The sequence below is a fragment of the Variovorax sp. Soil_C_19 genome, from assembly GCF_057657255.1.
In genome coordinates, this window is the sequence record NZ_JBDGIV010000016.1 from 13,040 (window position 1) to 31,940 (window position 18,901).

Here is an 18,901-nt window from a genome sequence, read left to right on the forward strand (position 1 = left end):
AGAATAAAACGCGCGTGCGGACCTGCTCAAGGGTAGAACGCTTCCACGCGGTAGCCCGCGATCGGCGGCAACGTCGTGCCTTCGGGCGCCGACAGGCTCAGCGGCAGCGATGCCGCATGGTCGGTGCGCGCCGCAAGCACCGCGGGCGCGCCGTAGTCGGCCGCAGTGAGCACGCGGCGCACCACGGCGCGCTCCTGCGTGTCGAGCAGCGAAAGTTCGATGGCCGGCATGGCGAGCGGCACGGCGGCGCCATTGCGCAAGGTGAAGCTGAGCCGGTAGTCGCCGCCGCCGGACTTCTCGCGCGTGAACGCGGCGCCTTCGATCACGATGTCGCCGATCCGGCGCAGCGCCGTGAGTTCGCAACCGCTCCAGCGGCACAGCGCGGCGAGCGCCGGCCGCAGGCCCGGCTGGCGCGCGACGATCGCATCGCGCTCGTGGCGCAGCACCTGCGCGGCGAGCAGCAGCACGGCCAGCACCACCAGCAGCCAGAACGACCGCCGCACGGCCGGGCGCTGCCAGATCGGCGAGGGCTGGCGCTTGGTGCGCTCGTTCTCGAAGAGCGCGAGCGGTTCGGAATCGGGTGCATCGTCGGTGCGAAACGGCCGCGGTGCGGATGCATCAAGCTCGGGTTCGCTCGCCTGGCGCACCATCGACGAAGTCGTCGCCAGTTTGTCGGCCGCGCGTTCTTCTTCGCGCTCCCGGGCATGCGCGATCCCGTCCGACTTGATGCGCGTCCGCCGCAAGACCTTGTCCAGCTGAGCCCGGTCGCGGTCGGGGGAAGGTTCGTGCGCTTCTTCCTCGTCGCCGCGGGCCGACTCGGCGAGCTCGCGCGCCTCGAGGCGCAGCGCGGGCAAGGGCAGCGGCGGCGGCGGTGCTGGAGATGTCGCCGGCGCCGCCGCGAGGTCCAGGTCGATGTTCGGAAACGGCGGTAGCGAACTCGGCGGCGGCCGCCATTCGGATTCGGGTGTGTTGACTTCGAAGTCCGACCACAGCGCGTCGGGGGCGATACCGTGCGCTGGAAGTGAAACCGCGGGCGCGGTCACCTCGGCTTCGTCATCGGTTTCGACTTCGTCATCGACTTCGGGCGTCGCCGCTGGCGGCGTCTCGCGGCCCTCCGCTTCGTCGTCGACGAACTCGGGCTCCTCCCGCTCGGCATGCGAAGGCGCTGTCGGCATGGGTGCGGCCGCTACCGCCGCGGGCGACGGTGCGACGGCCGCTGGCCCGTCCGCCATCTCGTGCAGTTCGAGCGTGGCGTCGAACACATGGCTGCAGCGGCCACAGCGCACCCAGCCATCGGAGATGCGAAGCTGGTCGCGCACCACCTTGAAGGTGGTGGTGCAGGAAGGGCAGCGCGTGGCAAGGCTCATGACGGGGCGATTGTAGGGTTGCCCCTTCGTCGCGGACGCGCCGTCAGCAGCGCGCCGTCATGAGGATCCAGCCGTCCTCGCTGTCGCTGACCTCGAGCGCGGCGTAGGGCGCGTAGGCCTCCTTGAGCTCGTCGGCCTGGCGCTCGAGGATGCCGGCCAACACCAGCGATCCGCCCGCCGCCACATGGCCGCGCAGCAGCGGCGCGAGCAGCTTGAGCGGCGTGGCGAGGATGTTCGCGAGCACCACGCCGTACAGGCCCTTGGCCGCATCGGGCAGGCCGGCCTTGAGTTGCACGCGGTTGGCCTCGGCATTGAGCAGCGTCGACGACACCGCGGCTTCGTCGATGTCGACGGCAACGATGTCGCGCGCGCCGAACTTCGCGGTGCCGATCGCGAGGATGCCCGAACCGCAGCCGTAGTCGAGCACGCGCCGACCCGCGAAGGCGCCCTGCCCCGCGATCCAGCGCAGGCACATGCGCGTGGTGGGATGGGTGCCGGTGCCGAATGCAAGCCCCGGATCGAGCCGGATCACCTGCCGCGCCTGCGCGGGCGGCTCGTGCCAGGTCGGCACGATCCAGAAATCGGGCGTGATCTCGACCGGCGCGAACTGCGACTGCGTCAGCCGCACCCAATCCTGCTCGGGCACGGGCGCCACGCCGAGCATGGCGCAGCCTTCGAAGAAGTCCTGCAGCGCGAGCACCGACGCGGCTTCCTTGGCGGCGACCTCGTCGGGGAACAACGCAATCACGCGCGAGCGCAGCCAGCCTTCCTTGGGCGGCGGCATGCCGGGCTCGCCGAACAGCGCCTGCTCGGCATCGGTCTGCGCGTCGGCGTCTTCGACCGAGACGCTCAGCGCATCGAGCGCCTCGAGCGCATCGCCAAGCAGCTCGACCTTGTCTTCCGGCGCCATCAGGCGAAGTTCGAACATGGCGTCGGGCAGTGGTGGCTCAGCGCTTGTGCGCTGCGAGCCACTCTTCGAGGTAGTGGATGTTGGTGCCGCCGCTCATGAACTTGGCATCGACCATCAGCTCGCGGTGCAGCGGGATGTTGGTCTGGATGCCTTCGATCACGGTTTCATTGAGCGCGGTGCGCATGCGCGCCATGGCCTGCTCGCGCGTGTCGCCGTAGACGATGATCTTGCCGATCATCGAATCGTAGTTCGGCGGCACGAAGTAGTTGGTGTACGCATGCGAATCGACGCGCACACCAGGACCGCCGGGCGGATGCCACATCGTGATGCGACCCGGCGAGGGCGTGAACTTCCAGGCGTCCTCGGCATTGATGCGGCATTCGATGGCATGGCCGCGCATCTCGATCTGGCGCTGCGTGAACGGCAGCTTCTCGCCCGCCGCCACCATGATCTGCGTCTTCACGATGTCGATGCCGGTCGTGGCCTCGGTCACCGGATGCTCCACCTGCACGCGGGTGTTCATCTCGATGAAGTAGAACTCGCCGTTCTCGTAGAGGAACTCGAAGGTGCCGGCGCCACGGTAGCCGATCTTCTTGCAGGCTGCCGCGCAACGCTCGCCGATCTTCTCGATCAGCTTGCGCGGAATGCCCGGCGCGGGCGACTCCTCGATCACCTTCTGGTGGCGCCGCTGCATGGAGCAGTCGCGTTCGCCGAGGTAGACCGCGTTCTTGTGCTTGTCGGCCAGCACCTGGATCTCGATGTGGCGCGGGTTCTGGAGAAACTTCTCCATGTAGACGGCCGGATTGCTGAACGCGGCGCCCGCCTCGGCCTTGGTCATCTGGATCGCATTGACCAGCGCCGCCTCGGTGTGCACCACGCGCATGCCACGGCCACCGCCGCCGCCTGCCGCCTTGATGATCACCGGGTAGCCGATGGCCCGCGCGATGCGCTTGTTGGTGGCCGCGTCGTCGGACAGCTCGCCTTCGGAGCCGGGCACGCAAGGCACGCCGGCCTTGATCATGGTCTGCTTGGCCGAGACCTTGTCGCCCATCGTGCGGATGTTGTCGGGCGTCGGGCCGATGAACTGGAATCCGCTCTGCTCCACGCGCTCGGCGAAATTGGCGTTCTCGCTAAGGAAGCCGTAGCCGGGGTGGATGGCTTCGGCATCGGTCACCTCGGCGGCCGAGATGATGGCCGGCATGTTGAGGTAGCTCTGTCCCGAGGGCGCCGGGCCGATGCACACGGCCTCCTGCGCAAGCTTGACGTACTTGGCGTCGCGGTCGGCCTCGGAATAGACCATCACGGCCTTGATGCCCATTTCGCTGCACGCGCGCTGGATGCGCAGCGCGATCTCGCCGCGGTTGGCGACCAGGATCTTCTTGAACATGGTCACTCGATGATGAACAGCGGCTGACCGTATTCGACCGCCTGGCCGTTTTCGCCGAGGATCTGGGTGATCGTGCCGGACTTGTCCGCCTCGATTTCGTTGAGGATCTTCATCGCTTCGATGATGCAGACCGTGTCACCCTCGTTGACCTTGCTGCCGACTTCGACGAAGGCCGGTGCGCCCGGGCTCGACGCGCGGTAGAAGGTGCCGACCATCGGCGACTTGACGACGTGCCCGGCGGGCGCGGCCTCGGCGGCAGGCGCCGGCGCGGGGGTGATGGCGGGAACGCCACCGGCCACCGGTGCGGCGGCGGGCGCAGCCGCCAGGGTCTGCACGTACTGCACCGGCGCGGCGCCGCCGCCCTTGACGATGCGAACCTTGCCTTCGGTTTCGGTGATTTCCAGCTCGGAAATATTGGATTCAGACACCAGGTCGATCAGTGTCTTGAGTTTGCGCAGATCCATGAGGCTCCAGTGCCGACTTTGTCGGGATTCGGAAGTAACTTTGCCAAAAATCGTTGATTTTCAGCGAACAGCGGCGAATGCCGGGAGTGTGTATCTGATTCTAACCGTGAACGAGTTCACGTCGCCAAGCGTCCAGGTCGGCCGCCTCGAGCTGGCCCATTTTACGGGCGGCCACGGTGCCGTCGCCGCCGAGGACCAGCGTGAAGGGCAGTCCGCCCGCCGTGTTGCCCAAGCTTTTGACGAGTTCGGTGCCTTGGAGGCCCGCCAGCCCAATCGGATACGAGACAGGCGTCTTCTGCAGGAACTTGCGTACGGAACTCGGCTGATCGATCGCCAAACCGACAACTTGCCATCCATTAGCGGCATGATCTTGAAAAAAGCCGTCGATCATCGGCATTTCTTCAACGCACGGGGGACACCATGTGGCCCAAAAATTGAGCAGCAGCGGCTTGCCGCGAAGGCTCGAAAACTGCAGTTCGCCGCCGCCAGGTTGCTCGAAGCGCTGGGCCCAGAAGTCCGGCGCGAGCGTCTCACCGCGCGGCGCGTTGCGCTGCTCGCGCCACCATGCGCCGCCCAGGCCCGCCGCAGCGGCCGCAACCGCCACGCCGCCGTAGAGCAGGCCGCGCCGTGTGGGCGAAGAAGTCATTCATGTGTCCTTTTCTTTTTCAATCAGCCGGCGCAGTGCGGCCAGGTCGCCGCGCGGCGTGCGGCCCTGTGCGTCGGGCCGCAGCGCGCCGCGCAGGTCGTCGAGGTCGTAGACCAGCAGGTGCACGCCGATCTCCTCGCCGAGCGGGCGGCTCGCGGCATGCACGCTCAAGGCCTCGACCTGCTCGCCATGGAAGCCGGTCACCATGCGGGGTTCGTAGTCCACATGGTGATCGATCAGCGCGATCTCGGCCGACTTCGAATCATCGCAGAACAACTGAATATAAATGTCTGACAGCCGCGTGGCCGTGCCGTGCCACACCGCGCCACCCAGGTGCGGGCGGAATACGGCCATGCGTTCCATCCATTCGAGCGCGAGCTGGCGCAGCGCCTGCAGTTCCTGCGGCTGGGTGTCGGCGCAGTACAGCGCGATGTAGTCGCGGACTTCCGCTTCGACCTCGTCATTGTTGGGCAGCGCCGTGCGCGACGGCAGGCCCAGCACGCGCACGGCGCGACGCTTCGCGGGCCCGTATTCGAGCCCCTCCTCGACGACGAGGCGGGCGGCTGCCGCGGCGATCTCACGCTTGGACGTGTCCATCGGGGCATTTTGCCCGCAAAGGATGGCCCGGTGCACCCTCCTAGAATCGGTCGATGCACATTCACATTCTTGGCATTTGCGGCACGTTCATGGGCGGATTGGCCGCGTTGGCGCGCGAGGCGGGCCACCGGGTCACGGGCTGCGATGCCGGCGTGTACCCGCCGATGAGCGACCAGCTTCGCGCGCTGGGCATCGACCTGATCGAAGGCTTCGGTGCCGACCAGCTGGCGCTGGCACCCGACATGTTCGTGGTCGGCAACGTGGTGTCGCGCGCGCGGCTCGCCGACGGCTCGCCCAAGTTTCCGCTGATGGAAGCCATCCTCGATGCCGGCAAGGCCTACACCAGCGGGCCGCAGTGGCTGGCGGAGCATGTGCTGCTCGGGCGGCATGTGCTCGCGGTGGCCGGCACCCACGGCAAGACCACCACGACCTCGATGCTGGCCTGGGTGCTCGAACAGGGCGGCAAGGCGCCGGGCTTCCTGGTCGGCGGGGTTCCGCTCGACTTCGGCGTGTCAGCCCGGCTGGGCGAGGGACCGGCCTTCGTGATCGAGGCCGACGAGTACGACACCGCCTTCTTCGACAAGCGCAGCAAGTTCGTCCATTACCGTCCGCGCACTGCGATCCTCAACAATCTCGAGTTCGACCACGCCGACATCTTCGACGACCTCGCGACCATCGAGCGCCAGTTCCATCACCTGGTGCGCACGGTCCCCGCGACCGGCCGGCTGGTGGTGAACGCCACCGAGGACAGCCTGGAGCGCGTGCTCGCACAGGGCTGCTGGAGCGAACTCGCGCGCTTCGGCGGCGAAGGCGCCGAAGCGCAATGGCAGGCGCGCGGCACGCACGACGCCTTCGACGTGCTGCACCGGGGCGAGAAAGTCGGCCGCGTCGAATGGGCGTTGTCGGGCCTGCACAACCAGATGAACGCACTCGCGGCGATCGTGGCCGCCGAGCACGTCGGCGTGGCGCCGGCCGACGCGGCCCGCGCGCTCGGCAGCTTCCGCAACGTGCGCCGGCGCATGGAGCTGCGCGGCACGGTCGAACGCGCGGGCGGCGCGATCGCGGTCTACGACGATTTTGCCCACCACCCCACCGCGATCCGCACCACGCTCGACGGGCTGCGCAAGAAGCTCGACGACGCCGGCCGGAACAACGAGCGCATCCTCGCGGCCTTCGAGCCGCGCAGCAACACGATGAAGCTTGGTGTGATGGCGGCGCAGCTGCCGTGGAGCCTCGCGTCGGCCGACCTGTCGTTCTGCCACACCGCCGGGCTCGACTGGGACGCGGCCGCCGCGCTGGCCCCCATGGGCGAGAGCGCCCGCGTGGCCGGCGACGTCGGCGCGCTGGTGGCCCAACTGGTTGCCGCTGCGCGGCCAGGCGACCACATCGTCTGCATGAGCAACGGCGGCTTCGGCGGCGTGCACGACAAGCTGCTGCAGGCCCTGCGCGGCAGCGCCGGCTGAGGATTCACCATGACCGCGCGCGCCAAACAACTGATCGACACGCTGGGCCTGCAGCCCCATCCCGAAGGCGGCTGGTACCGGGAGGTGTTCCGTTCCGCCGCGCAGGTGAGCCCCGCCGATGGCCGCGCGGCCCGCGGCGCGCTCACCAGCATTTATTTCCTGCTCGAGGCCGGCCAGCATTCGCGCTGGCACCGGGTACTGTCCGACGAAGTGTGGGTGCATCTCGAGGGCGTGCCGCTGGCGCTGTGGACCTGCGACGCCGCACTGCGCACCGCGCCGGCCCATGTGCGGCTCGGGCCGGTCGACGTGCACGGCACGCGGCCCCAGCACGTGGTGCCCGCGGGCCAATGGCAGGCCGCGCGGCCGATCGAAAGCCATTCGTCAGGCGACTACGCGCTGGTCGCCTGCATGGTCGGCCCGGGCTTCGATTTCGCCGACTTCTCGTTGATGGCGCCCGACGGCGACGAGGCCGCCGCCATCCGCCATCACTGGACCGAGCTCGCGGCGCTGATCTGAGCGACTAGGGCCTGTTCACCCTATTTACGGGGTCGCCGTAAATAGGTGAACAGGCCCTAGCCGCGGCGCTGCTTCACGGCGCGCGACAGCGTGTCGAGCACCTGTACCGAATCGTCCCAGCCGAGGCAGGCATCGGTGATGCTCTGGCCGTATTCGAGGCCGGCGATCTGGTCCTTGCCGGGCGTGAACTTCTGCGCGCCGGGCTGCAGATGGCTCTCGACCATCACGCCGAAGACGCACTTCGAACCACTGGCGATCTGCGCCGCGATGTCCTTCGCCACGTCGATCTGCTTCTGGTGCTGCTTGGAACTGTTGGCATGGCTGCAGTCGACCATCAGCGTCGGCGGCAGCTTGGCGGCCTCGAGGTCCTTGCAGGCGGCCGCGACGCTCGCCGCGTCGTAGTTCGGCGCCTTGCCGCCGCGCAGGATCACGTGGCAGTCGCGGTTCCCGTTGGTCTGCACGATCGCCACCTGGCCGTTCTTGTGCACCGAGAGGAAGTGATGGCCGCGGGCGGCCGCCTGGATCGCGTCGGTGGCGATGCGGATGTTGCCGTCGGTGCCGTTCTTGAAGCCGATCGGCGCCGACAGGCCCGAGGCGAGCTCGCGGTGCACCTGGCTTTCGGTGGTGCGTGCGCCGATGGCGCCCCAGGCGATCAGGTCGCCGATGTATTGCGGCGAGATCACGTCGAGGAACTCGCTGCCCGCGGGCAGGCCGAGCCGGTTGATGTCGATGAGCAGCTGGCGCGCGATGCGCAGGCCCTCGTCGATGCGGTAGCTTTCGTCGAGGTACGGGTCGTTGATCAGGCCCTTCCAGCCGACGGTGGTGCGCGGCTTCTCGAAGTACACACGCATCACGATCTCGAGCGAGTCGGCGTACTTCTCGCGCTCCTGCTTGAGGCGGCGCGCGTAGTCGAGCGCGGCGGCCGGATCGTGAATCGAGCAGGGCCCCATGATGACCAGCAGCCGGTCGTCCTTGCCCGCCATGATGTTGTGGATGTTGCGGCGCGTGCCGTCGATCAGCGTTTCGACCGGCGTCCCGCGAATCGGGAAGAAGCGGATCAGGTGTTCGGGAGGGGGCAGCACGTTGATGTCCTTGATGCGTTCGTCGTCGGTCTTGCTGGTCTTTTCGACGTTCGCATACCAGCTGTCGCTGGCCGGGGCAGTGTTCGTGCTCATGTTGGTTCCTTGTTGTGAATATCTTCAGGGCATAAAAAAACCGCCGGGGCCTTGGAAGGCACCGGCGGTTTCGGAGGGTGTTCGTTTGCGTTTTACGCGCTCGCCTCTCGTCCGCCGGAAACCGGGAACCAAAAGTAGGCAAAGAAATAAGCGCGGAGGGCGGACATGTGGGCCGAATGTAGCACGGAAAATAGACACCCGGCCGCGTGGCCGGGTCGGTGTTGTTTTACCGGTAGCCCGATTCGTTGGCGTTGTGGATGATCCAGATCAGGTTGCCGCTGCTGAAATCGCCCATGCCGCCGCCCGCGAAGATCAGGCGGCCCTGGCCCTTGTAGGTCATCTCGAAACGATGCCGATCGCCGCCGAAATAGAACGGAATCCAGGCCTTGCCCGTCATGTAGGCGCCCTGGTCAGTCGGCTGGCCGGCGATGTCGGTGACTTGCTTGGCGCTCATGCCGATCTGCAGGCGCGCGAACCTGCTGTTGCGTGCCGGATTGCCGGTGATCTCGCCTTCGTAGCCGTTCAGGCCCTTGACCGTGCGTCCACTGCCGGCCTCGACCTTCGAAGAGTCGACCACGTTGCCGCGGGCATCCATGCCGGCCTTGGCACCGCCACGGGCCGCCGCGGGAGCGGCCGCAGGTGCCGCCGCCTGGCTCTCGGCCGAACCGCCGCGCGAGGCGCAACCCGCCGTCGCCATCACCACTGCAGCAGCCGCGGCCCACAGCGCCGCGGACGAATTGATCCTGATCCTCATCGAAAAGCTCCTTCAGTCAGCAAAAGTGCTGGAGCTTAACAATTGCAAGCAAAAATTATCAGAAGTCGAAAGTTCTACGCCGTTCCGCCGACGGTCAGGCCATCGATGCGCAGCGTCGGCTGGCCGACGCCGACGGGCACGCTCTGGCCTTCCTTGCCGCAGGTGCCCACGCCCGAATCGAGCGCCATGTCGTTGCCGATCATGGTCACCCGGGTGAGTGCGTCGGGGCCGTTGCCCACGATGGTCGCGCCCTTGACCGGATACTGGATCTTGCCGTTCTCGACCCAGTAGGCCTCGCTGGCCGAGAAGACGAACTTGCCGCTGGTGATGTCGACCTGGCCGCCGCCGAAGTTGGTGGCGTAGAGACCTTTCTTGATGCTGGCGACGATTTCCTTCGGGTCCTTGTCGCCGCCGAGCATGTAGGTGTTGGTCATGCGCGGCATCGGCACGTGCGCGTAGCTCTCGCGGCGGCCGTTGCCCGTGGGCTTGACCTTCATGAGGCGCGCATTGAGCGAATCCTGGATGTAGCCCTTGAGGATGCCGTCCTCGATGAGCACGTTGCGCTGGCTGGCATTGCCTTCATCGTCGACGTTGAGCGAACCGCGGCGGTCGGCGATGGTGCCGTCGTCGAGCACCGTCACGCCCTTGGCCGCAACGCGTTGGCCGATGCGGCCCGCGAACGCGCTCGAGCCCTTGCGATTGAAGTCGCCCTCCAGCCCGTGGCCGATGGCTTCGTGCAGCAGGATGCCGGGCCAGCCCGCGCCGAGCACCACGGTCAACTCGCCGGCGGGCGCCGGGCGGGCGTCGAGGTTGGTCAGCGCAGCCTTCACGGCCTGGTCGACATATTCGGCAATCTTCTCGTCGTCGAAATACGCCAGGCCGAAGCGCCCGCCGCCGCCGCCGGAACCCATTTCGCGGCGGCCGTTCTGCTCGGCGATCACCGTGACCGACAGGCGCACGAGGGGCCGCACGTCGGCCGCGAGCGTGCCGTCGGCGCGCGCCACGAGCACCACGTCGTATTCGCTCGCGAGGCCGGCCATGACCTGGGCCACGCGCGGATCGCGCGAGCGCGCGAGCTTCTCGGCCTTCTCGAGCAACTGGACCTTGGCCGTGCTGTCGAGCGTGGCGATGGGATCAATGCCGCCATAGAGCGATCGGCTCGGGGCGATCTTGCGGGCCGCCGTCTTCACGCGGGCGCTGCGGCCCGCCGACGAAATGGACCGGACGGTGCGCGCCGCATCGAGCAGCGACGCCTCCGAGATGTCGTCCGAATAGGCGAACGCCGTCTTCTCGCCGCTGACCGCACGCACGCCGACACCCTGGTCGATGCTGAAGCTGCCGGTCTTGACGATGCCCTCCTCGAGGCTCCAGCCCTCACTGCGCGTGTACTGGAAGTACAGGTCGGCATCGTCCACGCGGTGCGCCTTGATCTCCGCCAGGGCCTTGCCCAGGTGCGATTCGTCGAGGCCGAACGGCGTGAGGAGGAGCTGCTGCGCCGTGGCGAGGCGCTCGATGGTGGGTTCGCGGGAAATCATTGTCTGATTATTGCTCGCACACGGTGTCCGCACGCGGCCAAGGGCCGGGGTGTGCGTCCCGGCTCAGTCGCGCAGCAGCTCGTCGGCCAGCGCGCGCAGGATCGGCAGGGCCGGCGCCTCGGTGCGCCGCGCGAGCGTCACCACGGCGAAGCGCGCCACGCGCGCGAGCGCGGGGCGCATGTCGAGCTCGCGCAGTTCGGGCGCTGCGGCGCGGATGGCGAGCAGCACGGCGTCGCTGTTGCGTGCCACCTCGACCAGGCTGTGGAGTTCCTCGCACTGCAGGGTGACGCAGGACGACGGATGCGCCTCGGGCCCGTAGGCCTCGACCAGGGCCGCCGCTACCTGGTCGCTCAGCGGCGTCGAGGCGATGGGATAGCGCTGCACGTCGGCGAAGCGGACGCCCTGGCGCCTGCGCACGAGCGGGTGGCCGGGCCGACACAGGAACACGCCGCGCATCTCGCGCACGGTGTCGAGCTTCAGGTCGGGCGCCGGCCTGAGCGACAGCGCATCCACCACCAGCGCGTCGAGTGTGCGCGCGCGCAGCGCCTGCAGCAGCAGGTCGGTGTGGCCGCGGGCCACGACCACGCGGACCTTCGGATGGCGCTCGGCCATGCGCATCAGCAAGGGTGTCATGAGCATCGCGCCGGGGCCCGACCCCATGCCCACGCGCAGTTCGCCGCCTTCGGCCCCGCCGACGAGGCGGCCGCTGCCGTGCAGCTCGTCGGCATCGAACACCAGTTGCCGCGCCCGCTCGAGCACCTGCTTGCCGAAGGGCGTGAGCTCGTTGCGTCGCCCCAGCCGATCGAACAGCGGCAGGCCCAGTTCGTCCTCGAGCGCACGGATGCTGCGGCTGAGCGCGGGCTGCGTGAGGTGCAGCGCCTCGGCCGAGGCGCTGAAGGAGCCGGTGGCGGCCAGCGAGATCAGGTGGCGAAGCTGCACCAGGGTCATGGACGTTAGTAATGAGTTCAACTCATGCTAGTACATAGAACAATGCATTGGACTGCGCACTTTCCCGTGCCTACGATGCGCCGGCGCCCTTCTTCTCCTGCGCCATCGCGCGCATCCCAACCCACGGAAAGCGACACATGACGACGTCCTTGTTCCTTCGCCGGCGAGACCTGCTTGCCTGCGGCGTGCTGACGGCCACGGGCGCTGCGGCGCTCGCGCAGCAGCCCTATCCCGCCAAACCGGTCAGCCTGATGGTTCCGTACCCTGCAGGCGGGCCGTCCGATGCCACGGCGCGCATCTTCACCGTGCCACTCGGCCAGGCGCTCGGGCAGCAGGTGATGGTCGAGAACCTCGGCGGCGCCAGCGGCGCGATCGCGGCGCAGAAGGTGCTTTCCGCGCCGGCGGACGGCTACTATGTCTTCCAGGGCTCGCCCAACGAGGTGATCCTCTCGCCGCTGGCCAACGCGGCCGTGAAGCTCCGGGCCGAGGACTTCCGCTTGGTGGCGCCGGTGGCCGATGCGGTGATGGTGTTCGTGGCACGCAAGGACCTGCCGGCCAACAGCGTCGACGAGCTCATCTCGCTGGCGCGCAAGTCGCCGCAGCAGCCGCTGAGCTACGGCAGCGTGGGCATCGGCTCGCTCTACCACCTGCTGCTCGAGAAGGCGCAGCTGCAGACCGGCATCAAGCTCAACCACGCGCCCTACAAGGGCAACGCGCCGCTGCTGCAGGACATCGGCGGCGGCCAGGTCGACTTCGCGGTGCTGGTCTACAGCGCCGCCATGGGGGCCTTGGCCGAGCAGGGCCGGCTCAAAGTGATCGGGCAACTGGGCGCGCAGCGCTCGGAACTGCTGAAGAACGTGCCCGCGACGAGCGAGAGCAAGGAGCTCAAGGACTTCGACTACAAGACCTGGAGCGGCTTCATGGTGCCCCGCAAGACGCCCGAAGAGGTGGTGCAGCGCCTGCACAAGGCCATCGGCGCCACGCTGGCCAATGCCGGCGTACGTTCGCAGCTCGCGGCGCAGACGCAGCTGGCCTCGGCGCCCATGTCGCTGGCCGAAGCGCAGAAGTTCTTCGAGAGCGAGACCGCCCGCTACAGGGAGATCGCAAAATCGATCAACCTGCAGCCCCAATGATCGATACACAAGAGGTAGAACGCATGAGCACCCTGCTCGAGGACCTGCAGCAACACGCCGGTGAATTCATCGGCATCCGCCGCGACATCCACCGCCACCCCGAACTGGCCTTCGGCGAACACCGCACGGCCGCGCTGGTCGCCGAAAAGCTGCAGGCCTGGGGCTACGAGGTGACCCAGGGGCTGGGCGGCACCGGCCTGGTGGGGCGCCTGGTGCGCGGCAACGGAACGCGGCGCCTGGGCATCCGGGCCGACATGGACGCGCTGCCGATCGACGAGGCCACGGGCCTGCCGTACGCCAGTTGCCACCATGGCGTGATGCATGCCTGCGGCCACGACGGCCACACAGCGATGCTGCTGGCCGCGGCGCACCACCTGGCCACGCGCGGGCGCTTCTCGGGCACGCTGCACGTGATCTTCCAGCCGGCCGAGGAAGGCGGCGGCGGCGCGGTCCGCATGATCGACGACGGCCTGTTCGACCAATTCCCGTGCGACGCCGTGTTTGCCATGCACAACATGCCGGGCCTGCCGCAAGGCCGCTTCTCGCTGCGCGAAGGCGCCGCCATGGCGTCGTCCGACTACGCCACGGTGGTGATCGAAGGCGTGGGCGGACACGGCGCCATGCCGCACCGCACGGCCGACCCGGTGGTGGCGGCCGCCAGCATCGTCATGGCGCTGCAGAGCGTGGTGTCGCGCAACGTCGCCCCGCTGGAGATGGGCGTGGTGACGGTAGGCGCCATCCACGCCGGCAAGGCCAACAACGTGATCCCGGCCAGTGCGACGCTCGAGATCAGCGTGCGTGCGCTCGACCGCGAGGTGCGCGCGCTGCTCGAAAAGCGCGTCAAGGCGGTCATTGCCGCGCAGGCCGAGAGCTTCGGCTGCAAGGCCGCGATCGAATGGCGCAAGGGCTACGCGGTGCTGGTCAACACGCCGGCCGAGACCGAGTTTGCGCGCCAGGTGGCGCTCGAACTGGTGGGCGCCGAGCGCGTGACGCTGCAGGGCCCGCCGCTCACCGGCAGCGAGGACTTCGCGTTCATGCTCGAGCAGGTGCCGGGCAGCTACCTGCTGATCGGCAACGGCGACGGCGACAGCGCCGGGGCCTGCATGGTCCACAACCCGGGCTACGACTTCAACGACGACAACGTCGCGCTCGGCGGTGCGTACTGGGTGCTGCTGGCCGAGCGCTTCCTGGCGGCTGAATGATGCCGGGCGGCGCCTAGCTCTGGGCCGGTTTCCTGGCCCGCGCGATCGACATCAGGATGCCGAGCCCCAGCCCGAGCGTGACCATGGCCGTGCCGCCATAGCTGATGAACGGCAGCGGCACGCCCACCACCGGCAGGATGCCGCTCACCATGCCCATGTTCACGAAGGCGTAAGTGAAGAAGATCATCGTGACCGCGCCCGCGAGCAGCCGCGAGAACAGGGTGGTGGCACTGGCCGCGATCGCAAGCCCGCGGAAGATCAGCAGGATGAACGCCGCTATCAGCGCGAGGTTGCCGAACAGGCCGAACTCCTCGGAGTAGGCCGCGAAGATGAAGTCGGTGGTGCGCTCGGGAATGAACTCCAGGTGCGTCTGGGTGCCCTGCATGAAACCCTTGCCGCCGAGCCCGCCCGAGCCGATCGCGATCATGCCCTGGATGATGTGGAAGCCCTTGCCGAGCGGATCCTTGGTGGGGTCGAGCAGCGTGCACACGCGCTGCTTCTGGTAGTTGTGCAGCACGTGCCAGTCCACCCCCTCGGCGCACAGCTGCGACTCGAAGCCCACGAGCAGGGTCACCGCCACCACACCCACCGCGACCGGCGGCACGATCAGCTTCCACGGCAGGCCCGCGAAGAAGATCACTGCGAGCCCGGCCGCGAGCACCAGCAGCGAGGTGCCGAGGTCGGGCTGCTTCATGATCAGCCCCACCGGCACCGCGAGCAGCACCGTGGCCACGACGAAGTCGAGTGGCCGCAACTGCCCTTCGCGGCGCTGGAACCACCAGGCCAGCATCAGCGGCATCGCGATCTTGAGGATCTCGCTGGGTTGGATCACCACCCCGACGTTGATCCAGCGCGTGGCCCCTTTCTTGGTGATGCCGAAGAGCGCCACCGCGATCAGCAGCGCCACGCCGGCGGCATAGAGCGGCACCGCAAACCACATGAGCCGCTGCGGCGGCACCTGGGCCACGACGAACATGATGAAGCCCGCCAGCAGCATGTTGCGGCCGTGGTCGGCAAAACGCGAGCCATGGTCGAAGCCCGAGGAGTACATGGTCAGCAGCCCGGCGAAGGCCAGCAGCAGCACGGCGAAGGCCAGGAAGCCGTCGAAGCCCTGGAAGATGGGCGCGACGCGGCGCGCCAGGGAGGGCTGGTTGAACACGGCAGACATGGGGGCGGATTATCCGCGCCAGACACGGCGGCTCAGTGGATTTGGACCTGAACGACCGTGCGCCCCGGTCGGCTTTCGACCCCCAGGGAGGCGCCAACGCCGGCGGCGCGTTCGTCCAGTGCTCGCGGCACCACGGCAGCATCGAAACCCTTCCCGTCGTCGATCACGCGCAGCCGCACGGCGCCGGCCGCCGATTCGGCCTCGAGGCGCAGCGTCGTCGCCTGGGCGTGCTGCATCACGTTCGAGATGGCCTCGAACAGCAGGAACTGCAGCTGCCGCATCGCGTGAACGTCCAGCCGCTCGAGCACGGGCAGGTCGTCCACCGCCCATTCGAAGCCGAGGCCGGCGGAAGCCAGGCGCGGTTCCAGCCGGTAGCGCAGCGCCGCCAGCAGGGCGCCGATGTCGCCCGGCGGCATGTGGATGGAGTCGATCGACAGCTTGAGCTGGTCGAGCGAATCGCGCAACGTGCGCAGCAGCTCGGCCGAATTCGTCTGGCCGGACTGGAGCTGCCGGATGGCCAGGCTGATGCGCGAGCCGACGCCGTCATGCATGTCGCGCAGGATCAGCTCGCGCTCCTGGGTGCGTGCCTGGGCGCGCGCCACCTGCTCCAGTGCGGCGTAGGTGGTGGCGAGCTCGCGCTCGCGCTGCGCCACCTGCTCGCCCAGCCTGGCGACCGAGTTCCGTGCCTGGGCACTGGCCACGTGAAAGCGCCGCAGCACGATCATCAGCAGCGCCATGCCGAGGAACACGGTCGAATAACGCACCCAGGGGATCTCGCCATAGCCGCCGCCCAGGCGCAGCACGAGCCAGTCGCGCAAGGCGAAGCCCAGGGCGGCCAGGGCGCCACCTGCCATCAGCAGCCGCTCCAGGTTCGGCCGCTTTGCCAGCGAGACCGCAAAGGCGCAGACGAACAGCCCCACGCATCCGATGACCAGCCCGACCCAGCCGGTCAGCCAAGATGGCTCCTCCCGGGAGAGCGAGAGGCTGCTCGCCGCGAACGTTCCTGCCACCACGCCCGCCGCACCCCAGGCCACCCAGCGCAGGCGCGGCCGGCCATACCAGCCCGCGAAATGCCCGCAGAACATCAGCGCGCAGGCCACCCACACCGCACGGCACGTTGCCATCAGCACACCCCAGGCCGGCCAAGAAAGTGGCGGCTCGGCGACCAGGCCACCCGCCACCTGCAGGGCCCAGCAGAATTCGGCCGCCGCCGCCCAGAAATAGACACCGTCGCGGCGCTTTCCGCTTCCGTCGCCGGTGCCCGTTTCGGCTTGCGTGAGCCACAGGGCCAGTGCGACGAGGCCGACCAGCGCGGCAAACGCACAGAGCAGCACGGTCCCGGTGAAGCGCCAGGCGAAGGCCGGCTCGTAGAGGCTGCCCTGAACCGCCGCCGCAGGTCCGATGGCCACGCGCGAAAGCCCCGCGCTGCGCGCGCTGTCCGCGCGGATGCGCACCTGCAGGTGGTTGTCGCCGGCCTTCAGCAGGCGCCTGGCCACGGGGACGTAGACCGGCGCCCTTCCGTGGTCGGGCCCATTGCCGCGGGCGAGGTCGCCCTGGGCCTGCAACAGCATGCCGTTGAGCCGGACCTCGAAGACGTTGCCCACGCGCGGAATGAAGATGCCCCAGGACGATTGCGGCTCGGCCGCCAGCGTGAGCGGCAAGTCGAAAGTGGCATGGCCCGGACGCCCGGCATGCTGCCGGTCCCAGTTGTAGGGCAGCTCCAGCGGCGCGCTGCGGGTGAGGCCGTCGACGGTCGTCTCGACGCTGCCGCGGCGAAGTTCGATCACGCCCTCCGCCGCCGCGGTCGACGACATGGCGTGCGGGGCCATCATCAGCGCGACCGCGCACCAGAGCCACAGCGCCAGCCATGCGCGGTCCGGCTTTCCGAACATGCGCCAACGCACGCGTGTCACCCCGGGTGGGACAGCAGGCCGAGGCGCGTAGCTTCGAATACGGCTTCGCTCTTCGAGTGCACCGCCAGCTTGCCGTACAGGTTCTTGATGTGCGTCTGCACCGTGTGGACGCTGAGCCCCTTGAGCCGCGCGATCTCGGCGTAGGAGAAACCGCGGGAGATCAGCGTCAGCACCTCATGCTCGCGGACGGAGAGAAGGCCGGGTGCGCCCTGCTCGGCCGCCGCCTCGGGCACCACGACGGGCACCGCGCCGGCCGCCTGGAGGCTGCGGTACTTGGCCAGCACCCGGCGCGCGATCATCGGCGAGATCGGCGACGCGCCGGCCTTCATCTCGACGATGGTCTGCGCGATGTCCTCCGGTGCGGCATCCTTGTGGATGTAGCCGACGGCGCCGGCCTCGATGCTCGAAAGCACGTTCTCTTCGTCGCCGAAGACCGAAATCACCAGCGGCTCGCAGCCGGGGAAGCGCGCCACCGCGTGGCGGATCACATCCAGCCCGCTGCCGTCAGGCATGCCCAGGTCGACCAGCAGCACGTCGGGAATGGTGTCCGTGTCGGCCAGCCAGGCCAGGGCCTCGCGCACCGTGCCAGCGCTCCCGAGCCAGAACAGGCTGGCGCTGCGTTGCACGCTGGCCTCGAAGAAGGCACGCGCGCGGCTGTCGTCCTCGACGACGAACACACCCCAGCGGTGCGTCTTTCCGGCATGCATGGCCTCAATGTTCATGGCCCCGAGCATAAGCCGCAGAACTGAGCAGAATGTCACGGCGGCCTCCCGTTTTCATGGGATGCGGGGGCCACTTCGAGGCCACGACACTCGCCCCGCGACCAGCCCTGGCGCCTCATCCACGGCCCTTGGATCGCAAGACTGAATACTTTCGAATTCGACCGTAGCCGATTCCGAATCCGGACACGCCGATCGGGCGTACAAGCTGCTCGGACAACCACTGCCATTCACCCGCAGCTTCGTGCACTTTGCACGCGAGACAGCCGTTTCGGAACAACGCACCTCATGCAAAATCAATCTGCGCCTTCAACCCGATCCGCGTCGAACGTTCCAACTTCAGCCCTGCCTCGCATGGACCCGCAAACCACCCACCTCCTGTACCTGCACGGCTTCCGTTCCTCGCCGCGTTCCACCAAGGCGCGGCTGATGGCGCAGCGCGTGGCGCAGGCGCACCCCAACCTGCAGTGGTGGTGCCCTCAGTTGCCGCCGTCCCCGCGCGAGGCCATCGACCTGGTGATGAAGGGCATCGCGGACTGGCCGCGAAAGTCGATGGCGGTGGTGGGCTCGTCGCTGGGCGGCTTCTATGCCACCTACGTCGCGGGCATGACGCGCTGCCGCGCCGTGCTGCTCAACCCGGCCGTGCATCCTGCGCGCGACCTCGAACGCTACATCGGCGACCAGACCCACTGGCACGATCCGGCGGAGCACTTCTATTTCAAGCCCGAGTACATCCAGGAACTGCGCACCATGGAGGTCGGCGCACTGACCCGCCCCGAGCGCGTGCTCGCGATCATCGCCAAGGGCGACGAGGCACTCGACTGGCACGAGAGCTCGGCGCGCTATCCCGACAGCAACATCAAGCTGATCGAGGGCGGCGACCATGCGCTGTCGGATTTCGCGGCGAGCCACCTCGACGAGGTGATGGCCTTCATCAATCCGGTGTAGCCGCGCCGGCGCCTGCGGGGCGCCGCCACGGCCTGTGCAGCCAGGATCGCGCCCCT

General features: G+C 68.3%; 18 protein-coding genes. 5 read left to right on the plus strand and 13 right to left on the minus strand.

From position 1 onward, the window contains the following. Positions 1 to 26: 26 nt before the first annotated feature. The 6 genes from AC3A6R_RS23195 to AC3A6R_RS23220 all read right to left on the minus strand — a co-directional run bounded on the left by AC3A6R_RS23195 (position 27) and on the right by AC3A6R_RS23220 (position 5,371). A complete protein-coding gene (locus tag AC3A6R_RS23195) occupies positions 27 to 1,367 on the minus strand; it encodes a zinc-ribbon and DUF3426 domain-containing protein (RefSeq protein ID WP_487865709.1) in 1,341 nt (446 codons plus the stop codon). A 43-nt stretch (positions 1,368 to 1,410) separates the two neighbouring features. Then, positions 1,411 to 2,295, minus strand: coding sequence for a 50S ribosomal protein L11 methyltransferase (gene prmA / locus AC3A6R_RS23200; protein WP_487865710.1), 885 nt, complete (start codon positions 2,293 to 2,295; stop codon positions 1,411 to 1,413). Positions 2,296 to 2,314: 19 nt separating this feature from the next. Next, the gene (gene accC / locus AC3A6R_RS23205) at positions 2,315 to 3,664 is read right to left on the minus strand and encodes an acetyl-CoA carboxylase biotin carboxylase subunit (protein WP_487861674.1); all 1,350 of its coding nucleotides are present in this window, start codon (positions 3,662 to 3,664) and stop codon (positions 2,315 to 2,317) included. A 2-nt stretch (positions 3,665 to 3,666) separates the two neighbouring features. Beyond that, on the minus strand, positions 3,667 to 4,128 hold the full coding sequence (gene accB, locus AC3A6R_RS23210) for an acetyl-CoA carboxylase biotin carboxyl carrier protein (RefSeq protein ID WP_487865711.1): 462 nt from the start codon (positions 4,126 to 4,128) through the stop codon (positions 3,667 to 3,669). A gap of 100 nt (positions 4,129 to 4,228) precedes the next feature. Next, complete coding sequence (locus AC3A6R_RS23215; protein ID WP_487861676.1) at positions 4,229 to 4,774, minus strand: TlpA family protein disulfide reductase; 546 nt, start codon at positions 4,772 to 4,774, stop codon at positions 4,229 to 4,231. Continuing rightward, positions 4,775 to 5,371: a hypothetical protein gene (locus AC3A6R_RS23220; RefSeq protein WP_487865712.1), complete on the minus strand. Its 597-nt coding sequence runs from the start codon at positions 5,369 to 5,371 to the stop codon at positions 4,775 to 4,777. A gap of 53 nt (positions 5,372 to 5,424) precedes the next feature. Between AC3A6R_RS23220 and mpl the strand changes: the two genes are divergently transcribed. Next, complete coding sequence (mpl, locus tag AC3A6R_RS23225) at positions 5,425 to 6,834, plus strand: UDP-N-acetylmuramate:L-alanyl-gamma-D-glutamyl-meso-diaminopimelate ligase (protein ID WP_487865713.1); 1,410 nt, start codon at positions 5,425 to 5,427, stop codon at positions 6,832 to 6,834. A gap of 9 nt (positions 6,835 to 6,843) precedes the next feature. Continuing rightward, a complete protein-coding gene (locus tag AC3A6R_RS23230; protein WP_487865714.1) occupies positions 6,844 to 7,350 on the plus strand; it encodes a cupin domain-containing protein in 507 nt (168 codons plus the stop codon). A gap of 56 nt (positions 7,351 to 7,406) precedes the next feature. Here AC3A6R_RS23230 and AC3A6R_RS23235 read toward each other — a convergent pair whose 3' ends face one another. From AC3A6R_RS23235 to AC3A6R_RS23250, 4 genes are all read right to left on the minus strand, one after another. Continuing rightward, positions 7,407 to 8,525, minus strand: a complete 1,119-nt coding sequence (locus tag AC3A6R_RS23235; RefSeq protein WP_487861680.1) for a 3-deoxy-7-phosphoheptulonate synthase — start codon at positions 8,523 to 8,525, stop codon at positions 7,407 to 7,409. 226 nt (positions 8,526 to 8,751) lie between these two features. Beyond that, positions 8,752 to 9,279: a PH domain-containing protein gene (locus tag AC3A6R_RS23240; protein ID WP_487861681.1), complete on the minus strand. Its 528-nt coding sequence runs from the start codon at positions 9,277 to 9,279 to the stop codon at positions 8,752 to 8,754. Positions 9,280 to 9,353: 74 nt separating this feature from the next. Continuing rightward, positions 9,354 to 10,814 (minus strand): metalloprotease TldD, encoded by a 1,461-nt coding sequence (gene tldD, locus AC3A6R_RS23245; RefSeq protein WP_487861682.1) that lies wholly within the window; start codon positions 10,812 to 10,814, stop codon positions 9,354 to 9,356. Between the two features lie 63 nt (positions 10,815 to 10,877). Next, positions 10,878 to 11,762 carry a LysR family transcriptional regulator gene (locus tag AC3A6R_RS23250; protein ID WP_487861683.1) on the minus strand — a complete coding sequence of 295 codons (885 nt, stop codon included), beginning with the start codon at positions 11,760 to 11,762 and terminating at the stop codon, positions 10,878 to 10,880. A gap of 137 nt (positions 11,763 to 11,899) precedes the next feature. On the opposite strand from AC3A6R_RS23250, the gene AC3A6R_RS23255 reads away from it, so the two are divergent. Further along, positions 11,900 to 12,895 (plus strand): tripartite tricarboxylate transporter substrate binding protein, encoded by a 996-nt coding sequence (locus tag AC3A6R_RS23255; protein WP_487865715.1) that lies wholly within the window; start codon positions 11,900 to 11,902, stop codon positions 12,893 to 12,895. A 23-nt stretch (positions 12,896 to 12,918) separates the two neighbouring features. Beyond that, positions 12,919 to 14,097 carry a M20 aminoacylase family protein gene (locus AC3A6R_RS23260; RefSeq protein ID WP_487861685.1) on the plus strand — a complete coding sequence of 393 codons (1,179 nt, stop codon included), beginning with the start codon at positions 12,919 to 12,921 and terminating at the stop codon, positions 14,095 to 14,097. 13 nt (positions 14,098 to 14,110) lie between these two features. On the opposite strand, the gene rodA is transcribed toward AC3A6R_RS23260, so the two are convergent. The 3 genes from rodA to AC3A6R_RS23275 are packed head-to-tail and all read right to left on the minus strand — an operon-like array spanning position 14,111 to position 17,912. Further along, a complete protein-coding gene (gene rodA, locus AC3A6R_RS23265; RefSeq protein ID WP_487861686.1) occupies positions 14,111 to 15,265 on the minus strand; it encodes a rod shape-determining protein RodA in 1,155 nt (384 codons plus the stop codon). Between the two features lie 32 nt (positions 15,266 to 15,297). Further along, positions 15,298 to 17,157, minus strand: a complete 1,860-nt coding sequence (locus tag AC3A6R_RS23270; RefSeq protein WP_487865716.1) for a sensor histidine kinase — start codon at positions 17,155 to 17,157, stop codon at positions 15,298 to 15,300. Positions 17,158 to 17,174: 17 nt separating this feature from the next. Beyond that, entirely contained in the window at positions 17,175 to 17,912 is a 738-nt protein-coding gene (locus AC3A6R_RS23275) for a response regulator (RefSeq protein ID WP_487865768.1), read from the minus strand. A gap of 339 nt (positions 17,913 to 18,251) precedes the next feature. On the opposite strand from AC3A6R_RS23275, the gene AC3A6R_RS23280 reads away from it, so the two are divergent. Then, positions 18,252 to 18,845, plus strand: a complete 594-nt coding sequence (locus AC3A6R_RS23280; RefSeq protein ID WP_487861688.1) for a YqiA/YcfP family alpha/beta fold hydrolase — start codon at positions 18,252 to 18,254, stop codon at positions 18,843 to 18,845. Positions 18,846 to 18,901 lie beyond the last annotated feature (56 nt).